This window comes from Streptomyces sp. 5K101, from assembly GCF_046506645.1.
Classification (GTDB): Bacteria; Actinomycetota; Actinomycetes; order Streptomycetales; family Streptomycetaceae; genus Streptomyces.
The window spans coordinates 1-21,767 of sequence record NZ_JBKFFO010000011.1; the positions used below are offsets into that span (position 1 = coordinate 1).

The window sequence follows — 21,767 nt, forward strand, 5'->3', positions numbered from 1 at the left end:
ACATATCTGGCGTTGATTTTTGGCACGCTGTTGAGTTCTCAAGGAACGGACGCTTCCTTTGTACTCACCCTCGTCGGGCTTTCCTCCGGGCGCTTCCCTTCGGTCTTGCGTTTCCGACTCTATCAGATCTTTCCGATCCGATTTCCTCGGTGCTTTCCAGTTCTTCGCTTTCGCGCTTCCCTTTCCGGCGGACCCGACTTTATCAGAGATTCTGAGTCGGAATTCCCCGCCCCGTTCGGGCACCGGTACGCGCACATGAGTGAGTGTGCGGAGTTCCCGTTCAGGCGGAGACGCAAACGTACTGGAGCGGAGCGCCCCGATGCAAATCGGGGGCCCCGCTCCGGAGTGACGGCCTGCCGGGGCGTCAGACCTCGACGACGACGGGCAGGATCATCGGGCGCCGGCGGTAGGTGTCGGACACCCACTTGCCCACCGATCGCCGGACCAGTTGCTGCAGTTGGTGGGGCTCGGCGACGCCGTCGGAGGCCGCCTTGGCGATCGCCTCCTCGATCTTGGGCACGACGGCGGTGAACACCGAGTCGTCGATGCCGGAGCCCCTCGCGTGGATGTTGGGCCCTCCCACGACCTTGCCCGTCGTGCTGTCGACGACGACGAAGACCGAGATGATGCCCTCCTCTCCGAGGATGCGGCGGTCCTTGAGCGCGGGCTCGGTGACGTCGCCGACCGAGAGGCCGTCCACGTACACGTACCCGGCCTGGACCTTGCCGACGATCTTGGCCTTGCCGTCGACCAGGTCGACGACCACGCCGTCCTCGGCGATGACGATGCGGTCCTTCGGGACGCCCGTGAGCGCGCCCAGCTCGGCGTTGGCGCGCAGGTGGCGCCACTCCCCGTGGACGGGCATCAGGTTCTTCGGCTTGCAGATGTTGTAGAAGTACAGCAGCTCGCCGGCCGAGGCGTGGCCCGAGACGTGGACCTTCGCGTTGCCCTTGTGGACCACGTTCGCGCCCCAGCGGCTCAGGCCGTTGATCACGCGGTACACCGCGTTCTCGTTGCCCGGGATGAGGGACGACGCCAGGATCACCGTGTCGCCCTGGACGATGCGGATCTGGTGGTCGCGGTTGGCCATCCGGGACAGGGCCGCCATGGGCTCGCCCTGGGAACCGGTGCAGACGAGGACGACCTCGTGGTCGGGCAGGTCGTCGAGCGTCTTGACGTCCACGACGAGCCCCGCCGGGACGCGGAGGTAGCCCAGGTCGCGGGCGATGCCCATGTTCCGGACCATCGAGCGGCCGACGAAGGCGACCCGGCGTCCGTACTCGTGCGCGGCGTCGAGGATCTGCTGGATGCGGTGGACGTGGCTCGCGAAGCTGGCGACGATGATCCGCTTCTGGGCGTTCGCGAAGACCGTGCGGAGGACGTTCGAGATGTCGCGCTCGGGCGGGACGAAACCCGGGACCTCGGCGTTCGTCGAGTCCGACAGCAGGAGGTCGATACCCTCCTCGCTGAGCCGCGCGAAGGCGTGCAGGTCGGTGAGCCGACGGTCGAGCGGCAGCTGGTCCATCTTGAAGTCGCCGGTGTGCACGGCCATGCCCGCGGGGGTGCGGATGGCGACGGCCAGGGCGTCGGGGATGGAGTGGTTGACCGCAATGAACTCGCAGTCGAAGGGGCCGATGCGCTCGCGGTTGCCCTCGGCCACCTCGAGCGTGTACGGGCGGATCCGGTGCTCCTGGAGCTTGGCCTCGATCAGGGCGAGGGTCAGCTTGGAGCCGATCAGCGGGATGTCCGGCTTCAGCCGGAGCAGGTACGGGACACCGCCGATGTGGTCCTCGTGGCCGTGCGTGAGCACGATGCCTTCGACGTCGTCGAGCCGGTCCCGGATGGTGGTGAAGTCCGGAAGGATCAGGTCGATCCCGGGCTGCTCCTCCTCGGGGAAGAGGACGCCGCAGTCGACGATGAGCAGTCGGCCGTCGTACTCGAAGACCGTCATGTTCCGGCCGATCTCGCCGAGGCCGCCGAGAGGCGTGACGCGCAGGCCGCCCTTGGGCAGCTTCGGGGGCGCGCCGAGTTCAGGATGCGGATGACTCAAAAGACTCTCCTCACCATGTACGCCACGCGCCCCTCCGGGCACGTGGCGTACATGACATTCATGCCACTTGCTGATGTATGTGTCGGCCGGTCCGATCGGGGTCGTGGCTCACCGATTCCACGGGTGTGCGACCTCATCGATCACGTCGGCCGGTTCTGCGTCTATTCAGTTGTGAAGTCTGTGCTCAGAGCTCTACCCCGCCGGCGGCCAGGTCGAGCTTGAGCTGTGCGGTTTCCTCCGGGGACAGCTCCACGAGCGGCAGCCGCAGCGGACCGGCGGGCAGGCCCTGGAGGGCCAGGGCCGCCTTGGTGGTGATCACGCCCTGGGTACGGAACATGCCGGTGAAGACCGGCAGCAGCTTCTGGTGGATCTCCGTCGCCTTCTGGACGTCGCCACCGCGGTGGGCGTCGAGGAGGGCACGCAGCTCGGGGGTCACGACATGGCCGACCACGGAGACGAAGCCGACCGCGCCGACGGACAGGAGCGGCAGGTTGAGCATGTCGTCGCCGGAGTACCAGGCGAGGCCGCTGCGGGCGATGGCCCAGCTGGCGCGGCCGAGGTCGCCCTTGGCGTCCTTGTTGGCGACGATGCGCGGGTGCGCGGCGAGGCGGACGATCGTCTCGGTGTCAATCGGGACGCCGCTGCGGCCCGGGATGTCGTACAGCATGACCGGCAGCTCCGTCGCGTCGGCGATGGCCGAGAAGTGCCGGTACAGGCCCTCCTGAGGGGGCTTGTTGTAGTACGGCGTGACGGCGAGCAGGCCGTGTGCGCCGGCGCGCTCGGCGGCGCGGGCGAGCTCGACGGAGTGGTGGGTGTCGTTGGTCCCGATGCCGGCGACGACGTGGGCACGGTCTCCGACCGCTTCCAGGACGGCCCGTACGAGCTGGTCTTTCTCCGCGTCGCTGGTGGTGGGCGACTCGCCGGTGGTGCCGTTGACGACCAGGCCGTCGTTGCCTGCGTCGACCAGATGGGCGGCCAGTCGCTGCGCGCCTGCGACGTCGAGTGCGCCGTCCGCCGTGAAGGGCGTGACCATGGCGGTGAGGACCCGCCCGAAGGGGGTCTGCGGAGTGGAGATCGGAGCCATGGGTAACACGCTACTCGCTGCTCAGCGCCCGGTGTCCCCTCGGGGGACGTGACGTACGACGTGGCATGTGGAACCCGGCACTGCCTGCTCGGGGGTTCAAGCAGTGCCGGGTCCGTTTGATCAGCCTAGATGAACTTCTCGAAACGCCGCAATACGGACACTTCTCCAGGCTGACCGCACATCTGTGCCCCGCAGCCGGCGTCAGGGAGCGATGCGCCCGTTGGCGTTGAAGGCGGCGTAGGTGAGCGGCATGAGCTTGGCCCAGTGCTGCTCCATCCTCTCGCCGACCATTTCGATCTCACGCTGCGGGAAGGACGGGACCTTCGCGTCGTCGTGCTGGGTGCGCAGGCCGAGGAAGTGCATCAGCGAGCGGGCATTGCACGTGGCGTACATCGAGGAGTACAGCCCGACCGGCAGCACCGAACGGGCCACCTCGCGGGCCACGCCCGCATCGAGCATCTCCTGGTACGCCTGGTACGCGTGCAGGTACGCGTCGGACATGACGCGGCCGGTGAGCTCCTGCTGCGCCTGGGTGCCCTCCACGAACACGTACTTCCCGGGGCGGCCCTCCTGGACGAGCTTGCGCTCCTCGTCCGGGATGTAGAACACCGGCTCCAGACGGCGGTAGCGACCGGACTCCTCGTTGTACGACCAACCGACGCGGTGGCGCATGAACTCGCGGAAGACGAAGATCGGGGCGCTGATGAAGAAGGTCATCGAGTTGTGCTCGAAGGGGCTGCCGTGGCGGTCCCGCATCAGGTAGTTGATGAGGCCCTTGGAGCGCTTGGGGTCCTTCGAGAGCTCGTCGAGGGACTGCTCGCCGGCGGTGGACACCCGGGCGGCCCACAGCACGTCGGAGTCACTGGCGGTGTGCTTCACCAGCTCGACCGTGACATCGCTGCGGAAGCTGGGCTTGACGTTCTCTGCGGGGGTGCCGCTCACCGGCGGGTCCTTCCAGTTGCATCGCTCGGGCGGCACCCACTCTACGGCGGACCACCGACAATCGCGGAAACGGCGAGCGAGAGGACCCCCGCTGGTCAATTCGGGGAATTCGGGCACCGAACGGCCGCGTTGCTCGTCTGTATGAGCAGCGGCCGCACGAATGGCCGGCACGCACCACTGAGCCACGAGTTGTCGAGGAGAGTCCCTGATGTTCCGGCGAGAGGCCGTCCCGTTCTCGTTCGTCGCCGAGGCCGACGCCTTCCGCAGTAACGTCACTCCCCCGCCCAGGGAGCGGCCGACCAGGTCGCAGCTGCTGGGGCGGGCGATGATCGGGCTCACCATCGTCGGTGGTCTCGTCGGTTCCCTGCTGCTCGGGATGCCCGCCCTGGAGTCGGATCAGGCTCCCACCCATTCGCAGAAGTCCGAGGCATCCCAAGGGCGCTGACCTGGCCGTGACCAACCGGATCGGAGGACACCCCCTTGGACCCCGGGGGTGGTCGTCCCCCGACCGCCTCGATAGCCTCACCGGGCACAGCCCAACCGAGCGTGCTGGTGAGTGAGGATCCGTCGTGCCCCTGCCCTTCCTGACGGCCGACCGTGCTTTCGACGCGCAAGCGGACGATGTCGCGCTGCCCTTCGACGACCACGACCGCTGGCGGCGTCCCTACCGCCCGGGTCCGTGGCGCGTGGGGCCTGCGGCGCTTCTGCTGCTGCTCGCCTCGTTCGTGCTCATGGCAGGAATGATCATCGCCCTCGCGGGCGAGCTTCCCGGGACGGCTGTGTGCATGGTCATCGGCGGCTCCGTGATCGTGGCCGCGCTGCGGCTGCTGCGCATGGGTACGTGGGTGAGCCGGCACGGCGTGCGGCGCGTGACGTTCCTCTCGACCACCACGGTCCCCTGGAGCCGCACCACCGCCCTGCGGACCGTCCAGCAGCCGGTGCGCTGGCTCGGCATGCCCCGGACCGTGCAGGGGCAGGCGCTGGTCCTCGATCACCGGGGCGGTGAGCAGCTCACGCTGCTCACCGATCACAACGGGGACTTCCTGTCGCGGCTCGAGGCCTTCGACCGGGCCGCGGACAGCATCGAGGCTTGGGGCTCCGAGTACCGCGCCGGCTGACGGCGAGGGCGGGGCGGCACGCCGTAGGGTCTGGGCCGGTTGACGGCTGGCCCCGGCCGCCGACGGGGCCCGGCCGTGGGCGGGTGACCGCGCCGTCAGCGGGCGTCAGCGGGTGACCGGACCGTCAGTCGGTGACGGGCTTGCCGTCGTGCAGGGCGATCGCGCGCTGCATGGCCTTACGGGCGCGCGGTGTGTCGCGCGCGTCGTGGTACGCGACGGCGAGGCGGAACCAGCAGCGCCAGTCGTCCGGCGAGTCCTCCGTCTCCGCCCGTCGCCTGGCGAACACCTCGTCGGCCGAGTCGCGGTCGATACGGCCGCCGGGCGTACGCACCAGCTCGTCCACCGGCAGGCCGCCCTCGGCGTCCAGCTCGGCCGCGAGCTGATTGGCCCTGGTGACGAACTGGGTGTTCTTCCACAGGAACCAGAGGCCGATCACCGGCAGGATCAGCACCGCGACACCGAACGTGACGGTGAGCGCGGTGCCCTGCCGGATCAGCATCAGGCCCCGGCTGCCGACCAGGACGAAGTAGACGACCAGGACGGCTGCCGTGACGAAGTACGTGATCTTTGCGCGCATGCGAGGTTCCGGTCAGGCCAGGTCGAGGAAGTTTTCCAGCCCGAAGGTGAGGCCGGGGGCGGAGACCACGCGGCGGACGCCGAGCAGGATGCCGGGCATGAAGCTGCTGTGGTGCAGCGAGTCGTGCCGGATGGTCAGCGTCTCGCCCTCGCCGCCGAGCAGCACTTCCTGGTGGGCCAGGAGACCGCGCAGACGGACCGCGTGCACCGGGACCCCGTCGACATCGGCACCGCGGGCGCCGTCGAGTGCGGTGACGGTGGCGTCGGGCTGCGGTGCGCAGCCCGCCTCGGCGCGGGCCGCGGCGATCAGCTGGGCGGTGCGGGTGGCGGTGCCGGACGGGGCGTCGGCCTTGTTCGGGTGGTGCAGCTCGACGACCTCGACGGACTCGAAGAACCGCGCCGCCTGCTCGGCGAACTTCATGGTGAGCACCGCGCCGATGGAGAAGTTGGGTGCGATGAGGACGCCGGTCTCCGGCGAGGCGGCGAGCCAGGTGTTCAGCTGCGCGAGGCGTTCGTCGGTCCAGCCGGTGGTGCCGACGACCGCGTGCATGCCGTGGCGTACGCAGAAGTCGAGGTTGTCCATCACGGAGTCGGGAGTGGTCAGTTCCACCACGACCTGTGCACCGGATTCCACCAGGGTCTCCAGCTTGTCGCCGCGGCCGAGGGCCGCGACCAGCTCCATGTCGTCGGCCGCCTCGACGGCTCGTACGGCCTCGGAGCCGATACGGCCCTTGGCACCGAGAACAGCCACGCGCAGCTTGCTCATTGCACTCTTCCTTCAGGGGTTACGCCAGGGGGTTACGCAGGAGGTTTACGAGACCGCTTCGTGCAGACGGTCCGCCTGCTTGTCCTTGAGCGGGCCGATGACCGACAGCGACGGACGCTGCCCCAGGATGTCACCGGCCACCGCACGCACCTCGTCGGGGGTGACGGCCGATATCCGGGCGAGCATCTCGTCGACCGACATCTGGGAACCCCAGCACAGCTCACTCTTGCCGATGCGGTTCATCAGCGCGCCCGTGTCCTCCAGGCCGAGGACGGTGGAACCGGCGAGCTGCCCGATGGCCCGGCCGATCTCCTCGTCGGACAGGCCTTCCGTGGCGACCCGGTCGAGTTCGTCCCGGCAGATCTTGAGGACGTCGTGGACCTGGCTGGGCCGGCAGCCCGCGTACACCCCGAACAGTCCCGTGTCGGCGAAGCCCGACGTGTACGAGTAGACGCTGTAGGCGAGGCCGCGCTTCTCCCGGACCTCCTGGAACAGGCGCGAGGACATCCCGCCGCCGAGCGCCGTGTTCAGGACGCCGAGGGCCCAGCGACGGTCGTCGGTGCGGGCGAGGCCCGGCATGCCGAGCACGACGTGCGCCTGCTCGGTCCTGCGGTTCAGGTGCTCGACCCGGCCGGCGGTGCGCAGGGCCCGGCTCCCGTCGCGGGGCGGCGTGGGGACCGCGTCCGTACGGGAGAGGGCGCCGGCCCGCTCGAAGGCGCTGCGGACCTGGCGTACGACCGTGGCGTGGTCGATGTTGCCGGCGGCGGCGACGATCAGGTGGGTGGGGTCGTAGTGCTTCTTGTAGAAGCGCCGGATGCGGTCCGCCGTGAGCGCGTTGACGGTGTCGACGGTGCCGAGGACCGGCCGGCCGAGCGGGGAGTCACCGAACATGGTGTGCGCGAACAGGTCGTGCACGCAGTCGCCCGGGTCGTCCTCGGTCATCGCGATCTCTTCGAGGATCGCGCCGCGCTCAACGTCGACGTCCTCGTCGAGGATGAGCGAGCCCGTGAGCATGTCGCACACGACGTCGATGGCGAGCGGCAGGTCCGTGTCGAGCACCCGCGCGTAGTAGCAGGTGTATTCCTTGGCCGTGAAGGCGTTCATCTCGCCGCCCACCGCGTCGATGGCGGCGGAGATGTCGAGGGCGGAGCGCCGGCTCGTGCCCTTGAACAGGAGGTGCTCGAGGTAGTGGGTGGCGCCGCCGAGCGACGGCGTCTCGTCACGCGAGCCGACGTTCACCCAGATCCCGAAGGTGGCCGAGCGCACGGACGGCAGCGTCTCGGTGACGACGCGCAGTCCGCCGGGCAGGGTGGTGCGCCGGACCGTGCCGATGCCGTCCTTGCCCTTGAGCAGGGTTTGGGTACGGGCGACGGCCCGCGCCTCCGAGGAGGTGCGGGCCGTCGTCCTGGAACTGCGGGATGTCACTTGTCGGTGCCCCCGGCGGAGCCGGTGTCAGCCGCGGTCTTGTCCTCGTCGCCGTCCTCGCCCTCGATCACGGGGATCAGGGAGAGCTTGCCGCGCGAGTCGATCTCGGCGATCTCGACCTGGACCTTGGCGCCCACGGCGAGGACGTCCTCGACGTTCTCGACGCGCTTGCCGCCGGCGAGCTTGCGGATCTGCGAGATGTGCAGCAGGCCGTCCTTGCCCGGGAGCAGGGACACGAACGCACCGAAGGTGGTCGTCTTGACGACGGTGCCCAGGTAGCGCTCGCCGACCTCCGGCATGGTCGGGTTGGCGATGCCGTTGATCGTGGCGCGGGCGGCCTCGGCGGCCGGGCCGTCGGCGGCACCGATGTAGATGGTGCCGTCGTCCTCGATCGTGATCTCGGCGCCGGTGTCCTCCTGGATCTGGTTGATCATCTTGCCCTTGGGGCCGATGACCTCGCCGATCTTGTCCACGGGGATCTTGACGGTGATGATCCGCGGGGCGTTCGGGGACATCTCGTCCGGGGTGTCGATCGCTTCCATCATCACGTCGAGGATGTGGAGGCGAGCGTCGCGGGCCTGCTTGAGGGCCGCGGCCAGGACGGAGGCCGGGATGCCGTCCAGCTTGGTGTCGAGCTGGAGGGCGGTGACGAACTCCTTGGTACCGGCGACCTTGAAGTCCATGTCACCGAAGGCGTCCTCCGCACCGAGGATGTCGGTGAGGGTGACGTAGTGGGTCTCGCCGTCGATCTCCTGGGAGATCAGGCCCATGGCGATACCGGCGACAGGGGCCTTCAGCGGCACACCGGCGTTCAGCAGCGACATGGTGGAGGCGCAGACCGAACCCATGGACGTCGATCCGTTGGAGCCGAGGGCCTCGGACACCTGGCGGATCGCGTACGGGAACTCCTCGCGCGTCGGCAGCACCGGCACGAGAGCGCGCTCGGCGAGCGCGCCGTGGCCGATCTCGCGGCGCTTGGGGGAACCGACGCGGCCGGTCTCACCGGTGGAGTACGGCGGGAAGTTGTAGTTGTGCATGTAGCGCTTGCGGGTCACCGGCGAGAGGGTGTCCAGCTGCTGCTCCATGCGGAGCATGTTCAGGGTGGTGACGCCCAGGATCTGGGTCTCGCCACGCTCGAACAGCGCCGAGCCGTGCACCCGCGGGATCGCCTCGACCTCGGCGGCCAGCGTACGGATGTCCGTGACGCCACGGCCGTCGATGCGGACCTTGTCCTTGATGACGCGCTCGCGCACCAGGGCCTTGGTCAGCGAGCGGTACGCGGCCGAGATCTCCTTCTCGCGGCCCTCGAAGGCCGGGAGCAGCTTCTCGGCGGCGACGGCCTTCACGCGGTCCAGCTCGGTCTCGCGCTCCTGCTTGCCGGCGATGGTGAGCGCCTGGGCGAGCTCGTCCTTGACCGCGTCGGACAGGGCGGCGTAGACGTCGTCCTCGTAGTCGAGGAAGACCGGGAACTCACCCTCGGCCTTGGCGGCCTTGGCGGCGAGGTCCGACTGCGCCTTGCACAGGACCTTGATGAACGGCTTCGCGGCCTCGAGACCGGCGGCGACGATCTCCTCGGTCGGCGCCTCGGCGCCGCCCTTGACGAGCTCGACCGTCTTCTCGGTCGCCTCGGCCTCGACCATCATGATCGCGACGTCGCCGTCCTCCAGGACGCGGCCGGCGACCACCATGTCGAAGACGGCGTCCTCGAGCTCGGTGTGCGTCGGGAACGCGACCCACTGGCCCTTGATCAGCGCGACACGGGTGCCGCCGATGGGGCCGGAGAAGGGCAGGCCGGCGAGCTGCGTGGAGCAGGAGGCGGCGTTGATCGCGATCACGTCGTAGAGGTGATCGGGGTTGAGCGCCATGATCGTCTCGACGATCTGGATCTCGTTGCGCAGGCCCTTCTTGAAGGACGGGCGCAGCGGTCGGTCGATCAGGCGGCAGGTGAGGATCGCGTCCTCGGAGGGCCGGCCCTCCCGGCGGAAGAAGGAGCCGGGGATCTTGCCGGCCGAGTACATCCGCTCCTCGACGTCCACCGTGAGGGGGAAGAAGTCGAGCTGGTCCTTGGGCTTCTTCGACGCGGTGGTGGCCGACAGCACCATGGTGTCGTCGTCCAGGTACGCCACGGCGGAACCAGCGGCCTGCTTGGCCAGGCGGCCCGTCTCGAAGCGGATGGTGCGGGTGCCGAAGGTGCCGTTGTCGATGACGGCCTCGGCGTAGTGGGTCTCGTTCTCCACTAGCGATTTCTCCTACGTATCGTCTTTTCGTCCCGGCACCCGTGTGGTGGCGGGACGGTGGCGGAGAAGCGCGCCTTGTGTGCGGGCCGGTCTTCGATCGAAGCACCCGGCATGTCTCCGGGGGCCACTACCGAGGACCGGCGGCGAGGAGGCGTCTTCTCGCTCGATGGGTGTGTGGCGTTGTGCGACCAGACTAATTGCCGTCCGGCCGGTCGCGCACGTACAGCGCGACGACTGCCGCGCGTACAGCAAAGGGAGCGGCTCCCTGTCGGTGGGAACCGCTCCCTTCACGGCGTCTTACTTGGCGCCGGCCGCACCGCGGCGGATGCCGAGCCGGTCGACCAGCGTACGGAAGCGCTGGATGTCCTTCTTGGCCAGGTACTGCAGCAGACGGCGGCGCTGGCCGACGAGGATCAGCAGACCACGACGGGAGTGGTGGTCGTGCTTGTGCGTCTTGAGGTGCTCGGTCAGGTCCGAGATGCGGCGGGAGAGCATCGCGACCTGGACCTCGGGGGAACCGGTGTCGCCCTCCTTGGTGCCGAACTCGGCGATGATCTGCTTCTTCGTAGCGGCGTCGAGAGACACTCGGTACTCCTCTTGGTGTTCGATGCGCCCACGAGTGCCCCTGGTCTTGGTCTCAGGGGAGCTTCCGTGACTCGGAGGCGAAGGTCCGATGAGCGCTGCTCCAGAGTCCGGGAGGGCTCCGGGGATCGCGTACACAAACGGCCGTCACACAGGGTACCAGGGTGTTCAGGACGTCAGAGCCCGGATGGAGTGGTAGACGTCGAAGACGGCCAGGCACAGGGGCAGGAGCGTGAGCAGCACAAACGTCTCGGCGACCTCCAGGAAGCGGCCCCAGAACGGCGTGACGCCCTTGCGCGGCACGATCAGGCCGATGGCCGTGATCAGCGCGGCGACTCCGGCGATCGCGGCGGCGAGCCAGATCGTACGGATGTCGAGGCCGGTGCCGTCCCCGCGCAGGGCGTCCCGGAAGAGGCCGGTGGGCGGGTTGAGGCACAGCCCGAGCCCGAGCAGCACCAGGGCGCCGAGGCCGGCGGCCAGGGCGCAGCCGACCTGTGCGGTGTAGCGGAAGAGGTGGGCGCGCATCAGCATGGCGATGCCCGTGGCGAGAGCCAGCAGCTGTCCCCAGACGTTGTCGGAGAATCCGAGCACCGCGGCGGCGCCGACCGTGACCAGGGCACAGCCGCCGACCAGACCGACGAGCAGCTCGTGCCCCCGGCGGGCTCGGGCCGCGATCCGCTCGCCGTCGACCGGACCCTGGGGCTCGGGGTCCGTGCCGTAACCGCCGACGGACGTCCGCGGCGGCTCGAAGCCGACGGGCAGGCGGGCGAACCGGGTGGACAGACCCGGCAGGAAGGCGAGGGCGCCGACGGCGAGGGGTGCGCAGACCGCCGCCGTCTCGACCGGCTCCAGCGAGGTCAGGATGGCGACGAACGTGACCAGGAGGCCGACGGTCGCGGCGAAGACGAACGCGACGAAGGGTCCGTCCCCGGCCGGCGCGACGATCGTGAGGATCACGGCGCAGACGAGGACGGCGGCGCAGGCGAGCAGGAACTGCAGCTTACCGATCCCCTCCCCCTGGGCGAGCGGCAGCAGCCCGGCGCCGCCCACGGCCGCGTTCGCCATTGCACCGACTCCGAGCGCCACCGAGGAGCCCCGGTCGTCGTACACCCTGGCGCGCACAGCCGCGAGCGCCAGGAGCAGCACTCCGGCGACGGCGGCGAGGATGCCGGGCAGGCCGTGCATGTCGTGCCGCGGGTCGGCGGACCACAGGGCGAAGGCCAGCAGCACCAGCAGGACGGAACCGCCGAACAGACCCGCGCCCCGCATCAGGGCGTCGCTCCACAGCGTGCGGTCCCGGGCGACGGCGGAGGCCACGGCGTCGGACACGTCGTCGAAGACCGCCGGCGGCAGCGATTCGGCGAACGGCCGCAGCGACAGCAGTTCGCCGTCGAGGATGCGCTGGGCGGCGAGGGAACGTCCACCGTCCAGGACCGTGCCGTCCCGGCGCACCAGGTGGTACCCGACCGGGGCGCCCTGCGCGGGCGTCTGGCCCGACAGACGCAGGATCTCCGGGTACAGGTCGGCGACGGCGATGTCCTCGGGCAGGGCGACGTCGACGCGACTGTCCGGTGCCACGACCGTGACCCGGCAGAAGCCGGTGCTGCCGTTGGACACAGTCGCGGGCGCCGTCTGACCGGCTCCGGTGGCCGTGGCTGGGGCCGACATAGTCACCTGCTGCTTCCCCTCGTGGTGATCCTGGCTGGCGAGCCTGACATTGCGCTCCGAATGACCCTTTTTTTGCGGTAGTTCATGAGCGCGCAAACACGTCGCGCCACCCTACCGCCCACCCGTGACTCCTCACGCAAGTAGGATCCCTCCCCGCGGATGGAACCCGTCGCCACGGGGGCGCCGATAGGAACATTCCGTCCGGCAAGGGAATCGGTGAGCTGTGAGTCAGATCGTCGTCAAGCGCCCACCACGGGCCCTGCCGTCCGAAGTGCCCGGCGAGCAGGTGCAGCTGCAACCACCGCCTGAGCTGCCCCGGGGGCAGCAGGAGGGCGCTCTGATGCAGCTCTTGCCCATGCTCGGTATGGGCGGTTCGGTCGTCTTCTTCTTCATGACCCCGAACCCGATCATGCGGATCATGGGCATGGTGATGATCGCGTCGACGGTCGGAATGGGCATCGCCATGCTCGTCCGCTACCGGCGCGGTACGCAGGGCCAGTTGGCCGATCTGCGACGGGACTACCTCAAGTACCTGACGCAGATGCGGCGGACCGTGCTCAGGACGGCGAAGCTGCAGCGTGACGCGCAGTACTACCTGCACCCGTCCCCGGAGCAGTTGTGGGCGCTCGTCGCCGAGGGAAGCCGGGTCTGGGAACGCCGCGTCGCCGACGACGACTTCGCGCAGGTCCGCATCGGGCTGGGCAGCCAGCAGCTCGCCACTCCGCTCATCGCTCCGGAGACCGCGCCCGTCGATGAGCTGGAGCCACTCACGGCCGGTGCCATGCAGCAGTTCGTCCATGCGCACAGCACGCTCGACGGCCTGCCGATGGCGGTGTCCCTGCGGGCCTTCTACCACCTGACCGTGAGCGGCGATCCGGACTCCGTCCGCTCGGCCGCGCGCGCCATGGTCGGCTCGCTCGCAGCGCTCCACTCCCCCGAGGACCTGGTCGTCGCCGTCGCGGCGAGCACCACCGCCGCGCCCGAATGGGAGTGGGCGAAGTGGCTTCCGCACGTCCAGGACACCGGTCCCGGCGACGGCGCGGGGACGCGGCGTCTCATCACCACGGACGCGCGTGACCTGCAGGACATGCTCGCCACCCGCCTGGAGGGCCGCCCCCGCTTCCAGGGCGGCAACCACCCGCTCCTGGACCACCCCCACATCGTCGTCGTGCTCGACGGCCAGTCGGTACCGCAGGCTTCGGCGCTCGCCGCCCCGGAGGGCCTTCAGGGCGTGACGATCATCGAGGTCGTACCGGGTGAGCTCACGGGCGCCCGTGGCGGCCTGTCCGTGATCGTGCACCCCGAGTCCCTGCAACTGGAGTCCGGTCACGGGCTCGTGTACGACGGAACGCCCGACCGTCTGAGCCTGGAGGCCGCCGAGGCCCTGGCCCGTCAGCTCGCTCCGCTGCGGATCGCATCCGGCGGGGACGACGACGAACCGCTGCTCGCCAACCTGGAGTTCACCGACCTGTTGAACCTCGGCGACGCCGCCTCGGTCGACGTCAGCCGCACCTGGCGGCCGCGGTCGCAGTCCGAGCGGCTGCGCGTGCCGATCGGCGTCGGCGAGGACGGCAGCCCGGTCATGCTGGACCTCAAGGAGGCGGCGCAGGAAGGCATGGGCCCGCACGGCCTGTGCGTCGGCGCCACCGGTTCGGGCAAGTCGGAGCTGCTGCGCACGCTCGTCCTCGGTCTCGCCGTCACCCACTCCTCGGAGACGCTGAACTTCGTCCTCGCGGACTTCAAGGGCGGTGCGACCTTCGCGGGCATGTCCCAGATGCCGCACGTCGCCGCCGTCATCACCAACCTCGCGGACGACCTCACGCTGGTGGACCGCATGGGCGACTCCATCCGCGGCGAGCTCAACCGCCGGCAGGAGATGCTGCGCGACGCGGGCAACTACGCGAACATCCACGACTACGAGAAGGCGCGTGCGGCCGGTGCGCCGCTGCAGCCCATCCCGTCGCTCGTCCTGGTGATCGACGAGTTCAGCGAGCTGCTGACGGCCAAGCCCGACTTCATCGAGATGTTCGTGCAGATCGGCCGTATCGGCCGGTCGCTGGGCGTCCATCTGCTGCTCGCCTCGCAGCGCCTGGAGGAGGGGCGTCTTCGCGGTCTGGAGACGTATCTGTCGTACCGGGTGGGTCTGCGCACCTTCTCCGCCGCCGAGTCGCGTGCCGCGATCGGTGTGCCCGACGCCTACACACTGCCGAACGTCCCGGGCTCCGGGTACCTCAAGTACGGCACGGACGAGATGGTCCGCTTCAAGGCGGCCTACGTCTCCGGTGTGTACCGCTCCAACCAGCACGCGGCTGTGTCCAGCGGGCCGCTGCCCGTCGACCGCCGGCCGGCGCCCTTCACCGCCGCGCCGGTCCCCGTCCGTTACATCCAGCCGACCGCCCAGTCGACCGTCCCCGACGCCCGCACGCCCGAGGACGACGCGCTGGCGGACTCCGTCCTCGATGTGATCGTGCGGCGTCTGGAGGGCCGCGGCGCCGAGGCCCATCAGGTCTGGCTGCCGCCGCTGGACAACCCGCCGGCGCTGGACGAACTGCTGCCCGGCCTCGCGGGGGTGGAGGGCCGCGGTCTCACCCAGCCCGGCTACGAGGGGGCCGGCCGGCTGGTCGTCCCCCTGGGCCTCGTGGACAAGCCGTACGAGCAGCGCCGTGACCCGCTCTACAAGGACTTCTCCGGAGCCGCGGGCCACATGCAGATCATCGGTGGTCCGCAGTCCGGCAAGTCGACCCTGCTGCGGACGCTCATCTCCTCGTTCGCGCTGACCCACACACCGCAGGAGGTCCAGTTCTACGGGCTCGACTTCGGTGGTGGCGGTATGTCGTCGATCCAGAGCCTGCCGCACGTCGGCGGTGTGGCCTCGCGTCTCGACCCCGAGCGGGTGCGGCGCACGGTGGCCGAGGTCTACGGCATCCTGTCCCGTCGCGAGGAGTACTTCCGCAGCGCCGGCATCGACTCCATCGCCACGTACCGCAAACTCCGCGCCCGCGGCGAGATCTCGGCGACAGACCAGCCGTGGGGCGACGTCTTCCTGGTGATCGACGGCTGGGGCAACTTCCGCAGCGACTACGAGGGGCTGGAGTCCGCGGTGGTGGACATCGCCGCACGCGGACTCGGTTACGGCATCCACGTGATCCTGACCGCGTCGCGTTCGATGGAGGTGCGCTCCAACCTGAAGGACCAGCTGATGAACAGGCTGGAGCTGAGGCTGGGCGACACGATGGACTCCGAGGTGGACCGCAAGGCCGCCGCGAACGTCCCCGCGGGCGTGCCCGGCCGCGGTCTGACTCCGGAGGGCCTGCACTTCATGGCCGCCGTGCCCCGCATCGACGGCATCAGCTCCGACAGCGACCTCTCGGAGGCGACGGCCGCCATGGCGCAGGAGGTCACCCGGCACTGGACGGCGGCTCCGGCCCCGGCCGTACGCCTCCTTCCGCGCGAGCTGCAGGCGCAGAGCCTTCCGGCGGGTTACGCCGAACCGCAGCGCGGCGTGGCGTTCGGCATCGACGAGAACGCGCTGGAGCCGGTCTTCGTCAACTTCGACCGCGATCCGTTCTTCCTGATCTTCGGTGAGAGCGAGTCCGGCAAGTCGAACCTGCTGCGGCTGCTGATCAAGCAGCTGACGGAGCGTTACGACGGCGACTCGGCCAAGTTCTTCGTGATCGACAACCGGCGTGCGCTGCTGGACGTCACCCCGGCCACTCACCTGGCCGAGTACGTTCCGATGTCGAACAACATGGACCATCACGTCGACGCGCTGGCCGATCTGATGCAGCGCCGTACGCCCAACGCGGAGGTCACGGCGCAGCAGCTGCGGGACCGCAGCTGGTGGCGCGGTCCGTGCGTGTACGTGGTCGTCGACGACTACGACCTCGTCTCGACGTCGAGCGGCAACCCGCTGGCGAAGCTGACGGAACTGCTGCCCTTCGCCCGGGACGTCGGCGTCCGCTTCATCATCGCCCGCAACGCGGCGGGGGCGAGCAGGGCGACGTACGAGGCGTTCATGCAGCGGATGATGGAGCTGGGCGCGCAGGGTGTGCTGCTCTCCGGCGATCCGACCGAAGGCGACGTGCTCGGCGGAGTGCGGATGCGGCCGATGCCGGCGGGGCGGGGCGTCTTCGTCTCGCGGCAGCGGGGGAACCCGCTGGTGCAGACGGGTCTGATGCCGTCGGAGATGTCCTGATGATCGTGGCAGCGGTCTTCGCCGGGGTGTTCGCGGTGGCGTTCGTCGCCTTCGGACTGTTCGTCGACCCCCGCAAGCTGTGGTGGCGCTTCCGGGCGCCGCACTTCGAGAACCCGGAACCACACGAGCCGTCGGCGGCGTCGTTCATGTGGCGCCGGGTGGCACTGGTGGCGGTGGGGCTCTTCCTCGGGTGGCAGGTGGTCAGCCTGTTGCGCCTGGCGGGCGTCTTCGAGACGGGGCCGGATCACGCGGAGGTCCTGGACCGGGTGGAGCACGCGGCGCTGAACCTGGAGACGGAGGACGGCCAAGGGCGCCGCAAATGGCCTGTCGGAGAGGGCTCGTGGGGCGGGTTCATCGACCCGCGGCTCAAGGGACCGGAACGTGAGGACCCGGTGGCGACGCTGGTCAAGGAGGACGAGGACTCCGGCGGCGACTGGGACTCGGAGGCGAGCAGGGAGGGCGGGTCCGGGTCGGAGGCGGCCTCCGAGCCGGACCCCACGGGCCCGTTCGTCGAGCGGTACGAGATCGACGGCAGCATCTGCCTGACGGTGCATGCGGTGCCGCTGGCGGGACAGTCCGAGAGGGACGCGGCGATCGACAACTTGATGTACGGCATCACCACCGACGTCGTCGACAGCCCTTGTACGTAGGAACAGCGCATCACATAGGTTGATGTTGATTCGGAATTGAAGCGTCCATCGGTGTACGGGGGAAGGAGCCCTGCGGATGGCTTGGGACGAGTGGGAGCAGTTGAAGGCGTCGGCGGCCGAAAAGGGGTCGGCGCAGATGCAGCTGAACCGTGTGCCGGACGACCCGGGCGCAGCCCCACCGGGAGGTGACCTGAAGGTCGGCCAGCAGGATCTCGCAGCTGTCGGTGACGCCGCGTTCCGGCTCTTCGACAATCTGGGCAAACACGGCCGTGACGCCTGGTCGATCAGCCAGACAGCCGCGAAGGATCTGACGACCCAGGGTTTCGCGCTGGGCGGCGCGCTCGACCATGTGCAGGAGCGCTGGGAGAAGCAGCTCAAGACCCTGTTGGACGCTTGCGCGCACATTTCCAATCATATGGATTACACAAAAGGCGCACATGCCGGCGACGAGTACTACATCTACGGCGCCGTGAGCAGTATTGCGACGCTGGACGACGGATTCACCGAAAGGACGCAGCGCTGATGGACCTCGAAACGCTGCGCCAGGGGAATTTCGCCCAGCTGGGACAGGCCATAACTGCCTGGAAGGGCGTGATGGACAAACTCAAGACGTTGGAGAAGGACGCACGGGACGATCTGAAGGCGAAGGCGGACAAGGCCAACTGGGCCGGTGTGAACGCCACGGTCTCCCGTGAGTTCATCACCAAGACGGCGGGTGAGTTCTCCGACGCCCATACCCAGGCCAAGAGCATCCACGACATCCTCAATGACACCCGCGACGAGCTGGTGAGCTACAAGGAGCAGCTGGAGCAGGCTCTGGAGAGGGGCCGCAAGAAGAACCTCACGGTGACCCCCATCGCCGGTGGTGGCTTCACCGTGACGATGCTCATCCACCCGGACCGCGCCGCCAAGGGCCATGACGTCCCGGACCACTCTCCGCAGGACGCGGAACACCTGCGGGATGACGTCCAGCGCATACTGAACCGTGCGACGGAGAGCGACACAACGGCGGCGACCGTCCTGCGCGCCCTGGTCGACCAGGCAGAGACCGGCTTCTCGGGGGCCTCGTACGGCGACCGAGACTCCGCGATCGACGCCATGCGCAAGGCGGAGGAAGCGGCCAAGCTTCTCAAGGAGAAGGGCGACGAGATGTCGCCCGAGGAGTTCCAGAAGCTGAACGGGCTGCTCGCCTCGTACAAGAACGACCCGTTGTTCCAGGAGAAGTTCGCCGCGCAGGTCGGCCCGAAGGGGATGCTGGAGTTCTGGTCGGACCTGTCGAGCCCGGACACCACGAAGGACCTGACCCGGACACAGCTCGACCAGCTCGGCGAGTTCCAGAAGAACCTGGGCCACGTTCTCGGCGGCGCCACCCAGTCGGACAGCCCTGCCATGCGGCAGTGGGAGAACGACATGGTGCGGCTCGCCGGCGAGCGGTACAACACGCGCCACGGCGATGTATGGGGCTACCAGATCATGAGCAACCTCATGCGGACCGGCGACTACGACGACCAGTTCCTCAACAAGTACGGCAACGAGCTGGTCGCCAAGGAAAAGGAGATGAAGCTCCCGGACCGCTATTGGAACGCGCCACCGATGCCGAAGATGAACTTCATCGGCGACACGGAGTTCGGCCGCGACCCGATGACTGGCTTCCTCACCGCTCTGGCCAACAGCCCGGACGCCTCGACAGACTTCTTCAACGCGAAGGAGCCGCAGGACAACGCCCAGTGGGTGCTGAAGGACCGCCCGTACTTCGACGACTCGCCACTGGACGACGGCCCGAACGAGGCCAAGGACGCCGCCGGAAAGGCCATGTTCGCCGCGGTGTCGGGCGTCACGGACCCGGAGGCACCTGGGACGAAATACCAGGAGCACACCCCGGAGCAGCGCGAGGCCATGAAGCGCTCTCTGGCGATCCTGGCCGGCACGGGTAACGACTTCCCGCCGGAGATGCGCGACAGCATGGCGTACGCCATGGGCAACCACGGCGACTGGGTCCACAAGGCCATGAGCGACCCTGTCGGCCGGCACGAGCTGGACGCCGGCCAGCTGATGGAGGTCAGCAAGCAGATCTCGCGGAACAGGGACGACTACCAGACCCTCACCCAAGTCATGCACCAGTCGGTCGTGGCCGACATCGTCACCGAGAAGGCCCACCCCGAGGACAGCCTGGACCGCGCCGGGCGCACGATCGGCTTCCTGGAGGAAGCCCGCTACCAGGCGACCAACACGGACAAGGGTGAAGCCCTCGCCGACGCCTCGTGGGAGAAGTCGTGGAGATACCACATCGTCGGTGGTCTCCTGACGCCGTGGCATCCGGCCGGCGACGCCGTACAGCGCGGCGTGGACCTGATCACCGCGAAGATGCTCGAGGACGAGCAGAACAGGATCAACGCCCAGGCCACCGCTGACCACACAAAGACCTATGAGAACCGCAGTGAGGAGCTGCGGGGGCTCGCAGACCTCTGGTACAGGGAGAACAAGGAGTGGGCCGAGGACCCCACGCACGAGGGCTACTCGAAGGATCACGGCATCTACTCGCAGATCGAGGGCGCAGCCAACGACGGCAACAAGAAGGCCGAGGGAGTGTCGGGCACCCAGTGACGAAGACACTACGCCACACGGCCACCTCAGCGCTGACCGCATGCCTCGCACTGTCCCTCGCTGGGTGCGGCGAGGGACGGGAGTACGCCGTTCCGAAAGAGGCGTGCGGCGTCCCCATCGAGGAGAAGGCCCTGAACCCGTTCCTCGTTGATGGCGAGAAGCTCACAGTCGTCGGCGATTCCGTGATCAAGCCCGAGGGGAAGACATGGGGGCGGTGCCAGATCCGGGTTGATGGTGCGTTGATCGTCGCCTTTCAGGTCGACAAAGTCGACAAGCTCTACGACCCCATGGACAAGTCGGAGGAGTTCCGCTTCCGCAACCGGGAGAAGATGACCAACCTGCCGTTCGATGGCTTGGGCGCGTTGGGTGATTCCAACTCCATGGTCAGTACGGACTGCGCCGGCCCGGCAACAGACCACCTCATCACGTACGTGAGCGTGGATGGCGATGCCGGCGGCGCTGTCGCCGAACGCCGCAGGAACATTGAGGCCTTCACCATCGACTTGGTGCCCAAGGTGAAGAAGGAGCTCGGGTGCTCGGCCTGACACCGCCACCGGACTGGCGCGGGCAGCTCTAAGGGCTGGCCACCACCGTGATCCTGCGAGACGCAAGAGCTTCGCAGGATCACGGCCAGGTATTCGAGGACTGCGCAGCAGCCGAATGGCGGTGCTCCTCCAGCGACACGCTCGCGTCTGCAGGCTGCGACTCACGCCCAAGCGGACGTACTGCTTGGCGGTCACACCTCGGCCCCAGCATCAGCACCGTCCTCCCGCAACATCCACCGTGAGCGTCACGGTCAAGCTCGACATGCTTGTTTCGGGCCGGGGAGGGGACACACGCATGCAGTGAATGGTCTCGACGTCGTCCGTCCTGATCTCGAAGGCGTCGGAGGCATGGCTGGCTGCCGTGGCGTCGGCAACATGCGAATGCTCGATCTCCTCGACGCGGACGAGCCCGTGCTCAGGCCCCTCTCCTGTCTTCTCGATGGCCTCTTCGATCAGAACCTCGTAGCCGATGTAGCCCCTCAGGGTCTGCGGCTCCGATTCCAGGTGGCGCGCGGCCTCGTGAACGGCGTTCCGTAGCTCGTTCTCGCTCCACTGCGCGCTGTCGAAGAGGTGATACAGGTACCCGATCAGGAACACCACACTCACCACGATCAGCGCGCGCCCGATGGGATTTCTGGGGTTGTACGCATAACTCCCTCGCCTTCGGACGAAGATCGACTCATCACCAGGGTCTCCACTCACACCGTGAGCGTAACGAGCGCGTCAGTAGGAACTGCGGCTGGGGCGGTTCCCGCGAAGCTCGCCGTCAGTGCCGCAACCACCGTCACGGTGCTGGCCAACCGCCGCCATCGAAACCCTCGCGCCGTCATCATTCCTGACGTCATCCTGACTTCTGAACGTTCCCCAGTCGTGCTCCATCAGGAGGCGATGTGGGCCTGCTGACGCAGCGTGGAACCTGAGCTTGGGGGTGAACATGAGACATGCAGGGGGGTGGGCACCCCTCGCGCGTGCCCACCCCTTGTGGCTGCGTACTGCCTTAGCGTCGCTCAGGCGAAGTAGCTGGCGGCCTTCTTGTCTCCACCCATGTAGTCGCCGCCTGCCTGCGCAACGACCTTGCCGATCTGCATGAGAGCCCGGTGGATGTCCGCGGCTTCCTTGTCCCACTTCACCTGCTCCTGGACGTAGGCGGTGTGCGCCTCGCCCTCCCAGCCGGCGGCGACAGTGGCCATGGCGGTCTTGATCTCCCGCAGGTCCTCTTCGAGCTTCTTGGCCTGGTTGCCAAGCGTGGTCGCCGCCATGTCGAGACCGTCGTACTTGACGACGAGTTCGTCTCCCGAGTTCATGCCCATGATTCCCTCATCTCA

Annotated in this window: 18 protein-coding genes; 7 read left to right on the forward strand and 11 right to left on the reverse strand. The window is 68.5% G+C overall.

The annotated features are described in order from the left end of the window. Positions 1-364 precede the first annotated feature (364 nt). The 3 genes from ACLB9X_RS21335 to thyX all read right to left on the reverse strand — a co-directional run bounded on the left by ACLB9X_RS21335 (position 365) and on the right by thyX (position 4,076). Positions 365-2,050, reverse strand: coding sequence for a ribonuclease J (locus tag ACLB9X_RS21335; protein WP_410361974.1), 1,686 nt, complete (start codon positions 2,048-2,050; stop codon positions 365-367). Positions 2,051-2,234: 184 nt separating this feature from the next. Beyond that, a complete protein-coding gene (gene dapA / locus ACLB9X_RS21340; protein ID WP_410361975.1) occupies positions 2,235-3,134 on the reverse strand; it encodes a 4-hydroxy-tetrahydrodipicolinate synthase in 900 nt (299 codons plus the stop codon). A gap of 201 nt (positions 3,135-3,335) precedes the next feature. Then, positions 3,336-4,076, reverse strand: coding sequence for an FAD-dependent thymidylate synthase (thyX, locus tag ACLB9X_RS21345; protein ID WP_410361976.1), 741 nt, complete (start codon positions 4,074-4,076; stop codon positions 3,336-3,338). 208 nt (positions 4,077-4,284) lie between these two features. On the opposite strand from thyX, the gene ACLB9X_RS21350 reads away from it, so the two are divergent. Further along, on the forward strand, positions 4,285-4,521 hold the full coding sequence (locus ACLB9X_RS21350) for a hypothetical protein (protein ID WP_410361977.1): 237 nt from the start codon (positions 4,285-4,287) through the stop codon (positions 4,519-4,521). A gap of 124 nt (positions 4,522-4,645) precedes the next feature. Further along, entirely contained in the window at positions 4,646-5,194 is a 549-nt protein-coding gene (locus ACLB9X_RS21355; RefSeq protein ID WP_410361978.1) for a hypothetical protein, read from the forward strand. A gap of 124 nt (positions 5,195-5,318) precedes the next feature. On the opposite strand, the gene ACLB9X_RS21360 is transcribed toward ACLB9X_RS21355, so the two are convergent. The 6 genes from ACLB9X_RS21360 to eccD all read right to left on the reverse strand — a co-directional run bounded on the left by ACLB9X_RS21360 (position 5,319) and on the right by eccD (position 12,448). Then, positions 5,319-5,771 (reverse strand): hypothetical protein, encoded by a 453-nt coding sequence (locus ACLB9X_RS21360; RefSeq protein WP_410361979.1) that lies wholly within the window; start codon positions 5,769-5,771, stop codon positions 5,319-5,321. Positions 5,772-5,783: 12 nt separating this feature from the next. Further along, entirely contained in the window at positions 5,784-6,536 is a 753-nt protein-coding gene (dapB, locus tag ACLB9X_RS21365) for a 4-hydroxy-tetrahydrodipicolinate reductase (protein ID WP_410361980.1), read from the reverse strand. A 45-nt stretch (positions 6,537-6,581) separates the two neighbouring features. Then, positions 6,582-7,961: a M16 family metallopeptidase gene (locus ACLB9X_RS21370; protein ID WP_410361981.1), complete on the reverse strand. Its 1,380-nt coding sequence runs from the start codon at positions 7,959-7,961 to the stop codon at positions 6,582-6,584. After that, complete coding sequence (locus ACLB9X_RS21375; protein ID WP_410361982.1) at positions 7,958-10,198, reverse strand: polyribonucleotide nucleotidyltransferase; 2,241 nt, start codon at positions 10,196-10,198, stop codon at positions 7,958-7,960. Before ACLB9X_RS21375 ends, ACLB9X_RS21370 begins: the two co-directional genes overlap by 4 nt. Before the next feature lie 297 nt (positions 10,199-10,495). Next, positions 10,496-10,783, reverse strand: coding sequence for a 30S ribosomal protein S15 (rpsO, locus tag ACLB9X_RS21380; RefSeq protein ID WP_030583699.1), 288 nt, complete (start codon positions 10,781-10,783; stop codon positions 10,496-10,498). Positions 10,784-10,948: 165 nt separating this feature from the next. After that, the gene (gene eccD, locus ACLB9X_RS21385; protein ID WP_410361983.1) at positions 10,949-12,448 is read right to left on the reverse strand and encodes a type VII secretion integral membrane protein EccD; all 1,500 of its coding nucleotides are present in this window, start codon (positions 12,446-12,448) and stop codon (positions 10,949-10,951) included. Between the two features lie 223 nt (positions 12,449-12,671). Between eccD and eccCa the strand changes: the two genes are divergently transcribed. The 5 genes from eccCa (at position 12,672) to ACLB9X_RS21410 (ending at position 20,442) form a co-directional block, all read left to right on the forward strand. Continuing rightward, complete coding sequence (gene eccCa, locus ACLB9X_RS21390; RefSeq protein ID WP_410361984.1) at positions 12,672-16,643, forward strand: type VII secretion protein EccCa; 3,972 nt, start codon at positions 12,672-12,674, stop codon at positions 16,641-16,643. Beyond that, entirely contained in the window at positions 16,643-17,293 is a 651-nt protein-coding gene (locus ACLB9X_RS21395) for a hypothetical protein (protein ID WP_410361985.1), read from the forward strand. The genes eccCa and ACLB9X_RS21395 overlap by 1 nt, the downstream gene beginning before the upstream one ends. 76 nt (positions 17,294-17,369) lie before the next feature. Next, positions 17,370-17,816 carry a hypothetical protein gene (locus tag ACLB9X_RS21400; RefSeq protein ID WP_410361986.1) on the forward strand — a complete coding sequence of 149 codons (447 nt, stop codon included), beginning with the start codon at positions 17,370-17,372 and terminating at the stop codon, positions 17,814-17,816. Further along, a complete protein-coding gene (locus ACLB9X_RS21405; RefSeq protein WP_410361987.1) occupies positions 17,816-19,897 on the forward strand; it encodes a hypothetical protein in 2,082 nt (693 codons plus the stop codon). The genes ACLB9X_RS21400 and ACLB9X_RS21405 overlap by 1 nt, the downstream gene beginning before the upstream one ends. Further along, a complete protein-coding gene (locus ACLB9X_RS21410; RefSeq protein ID WP_410361988.1) occupies positions 19,894-20,442 on the forward strand; it encodes a hypothetical protein in 549 nt (182 codons plus the stop codon). Before ACLB9X_RS21405 ends, ACLB9X_RS21410 begins: the two co-directional genes overlap by 4 nt. A gap of 210 nt (positions 20,443-20,652) precedes the next feature. Here ACLB9X_RS21410 and ACLB9X_RS21415 read toward each other — a convergent pair whose 3' ends face one another. Together ACLB9X_RS21415 and ACLB9X_RS21420 are read right to left on the reverse strand one after the other, a co-directional pair. Beyond that, positions 20,653-21,144, reverse strand: coding sequence for a hypothetical protein (locus ACLB9X_RS21415; RefSeq protein WP_410361989.1), 492 nt, complete (start codon positions 21,142-21,144; stop codon positions 20,653-20,655). A 305-nt stretch (positions 21,145-21,449) separates the two neighbouring features. Beyond that, positions 21,450-21,752, reverse strand: coding sequence for a WXG100 family type VII secretion target (locus ACLB9X_RS21420; protein WP_410361990.1), 303 nt, complete (start codon positions 21,750-21,752; stop codon positions 21,450-21,452). Between the last annotated feature and the right edge of the window lie 15 nt (positions 21,753-21,767).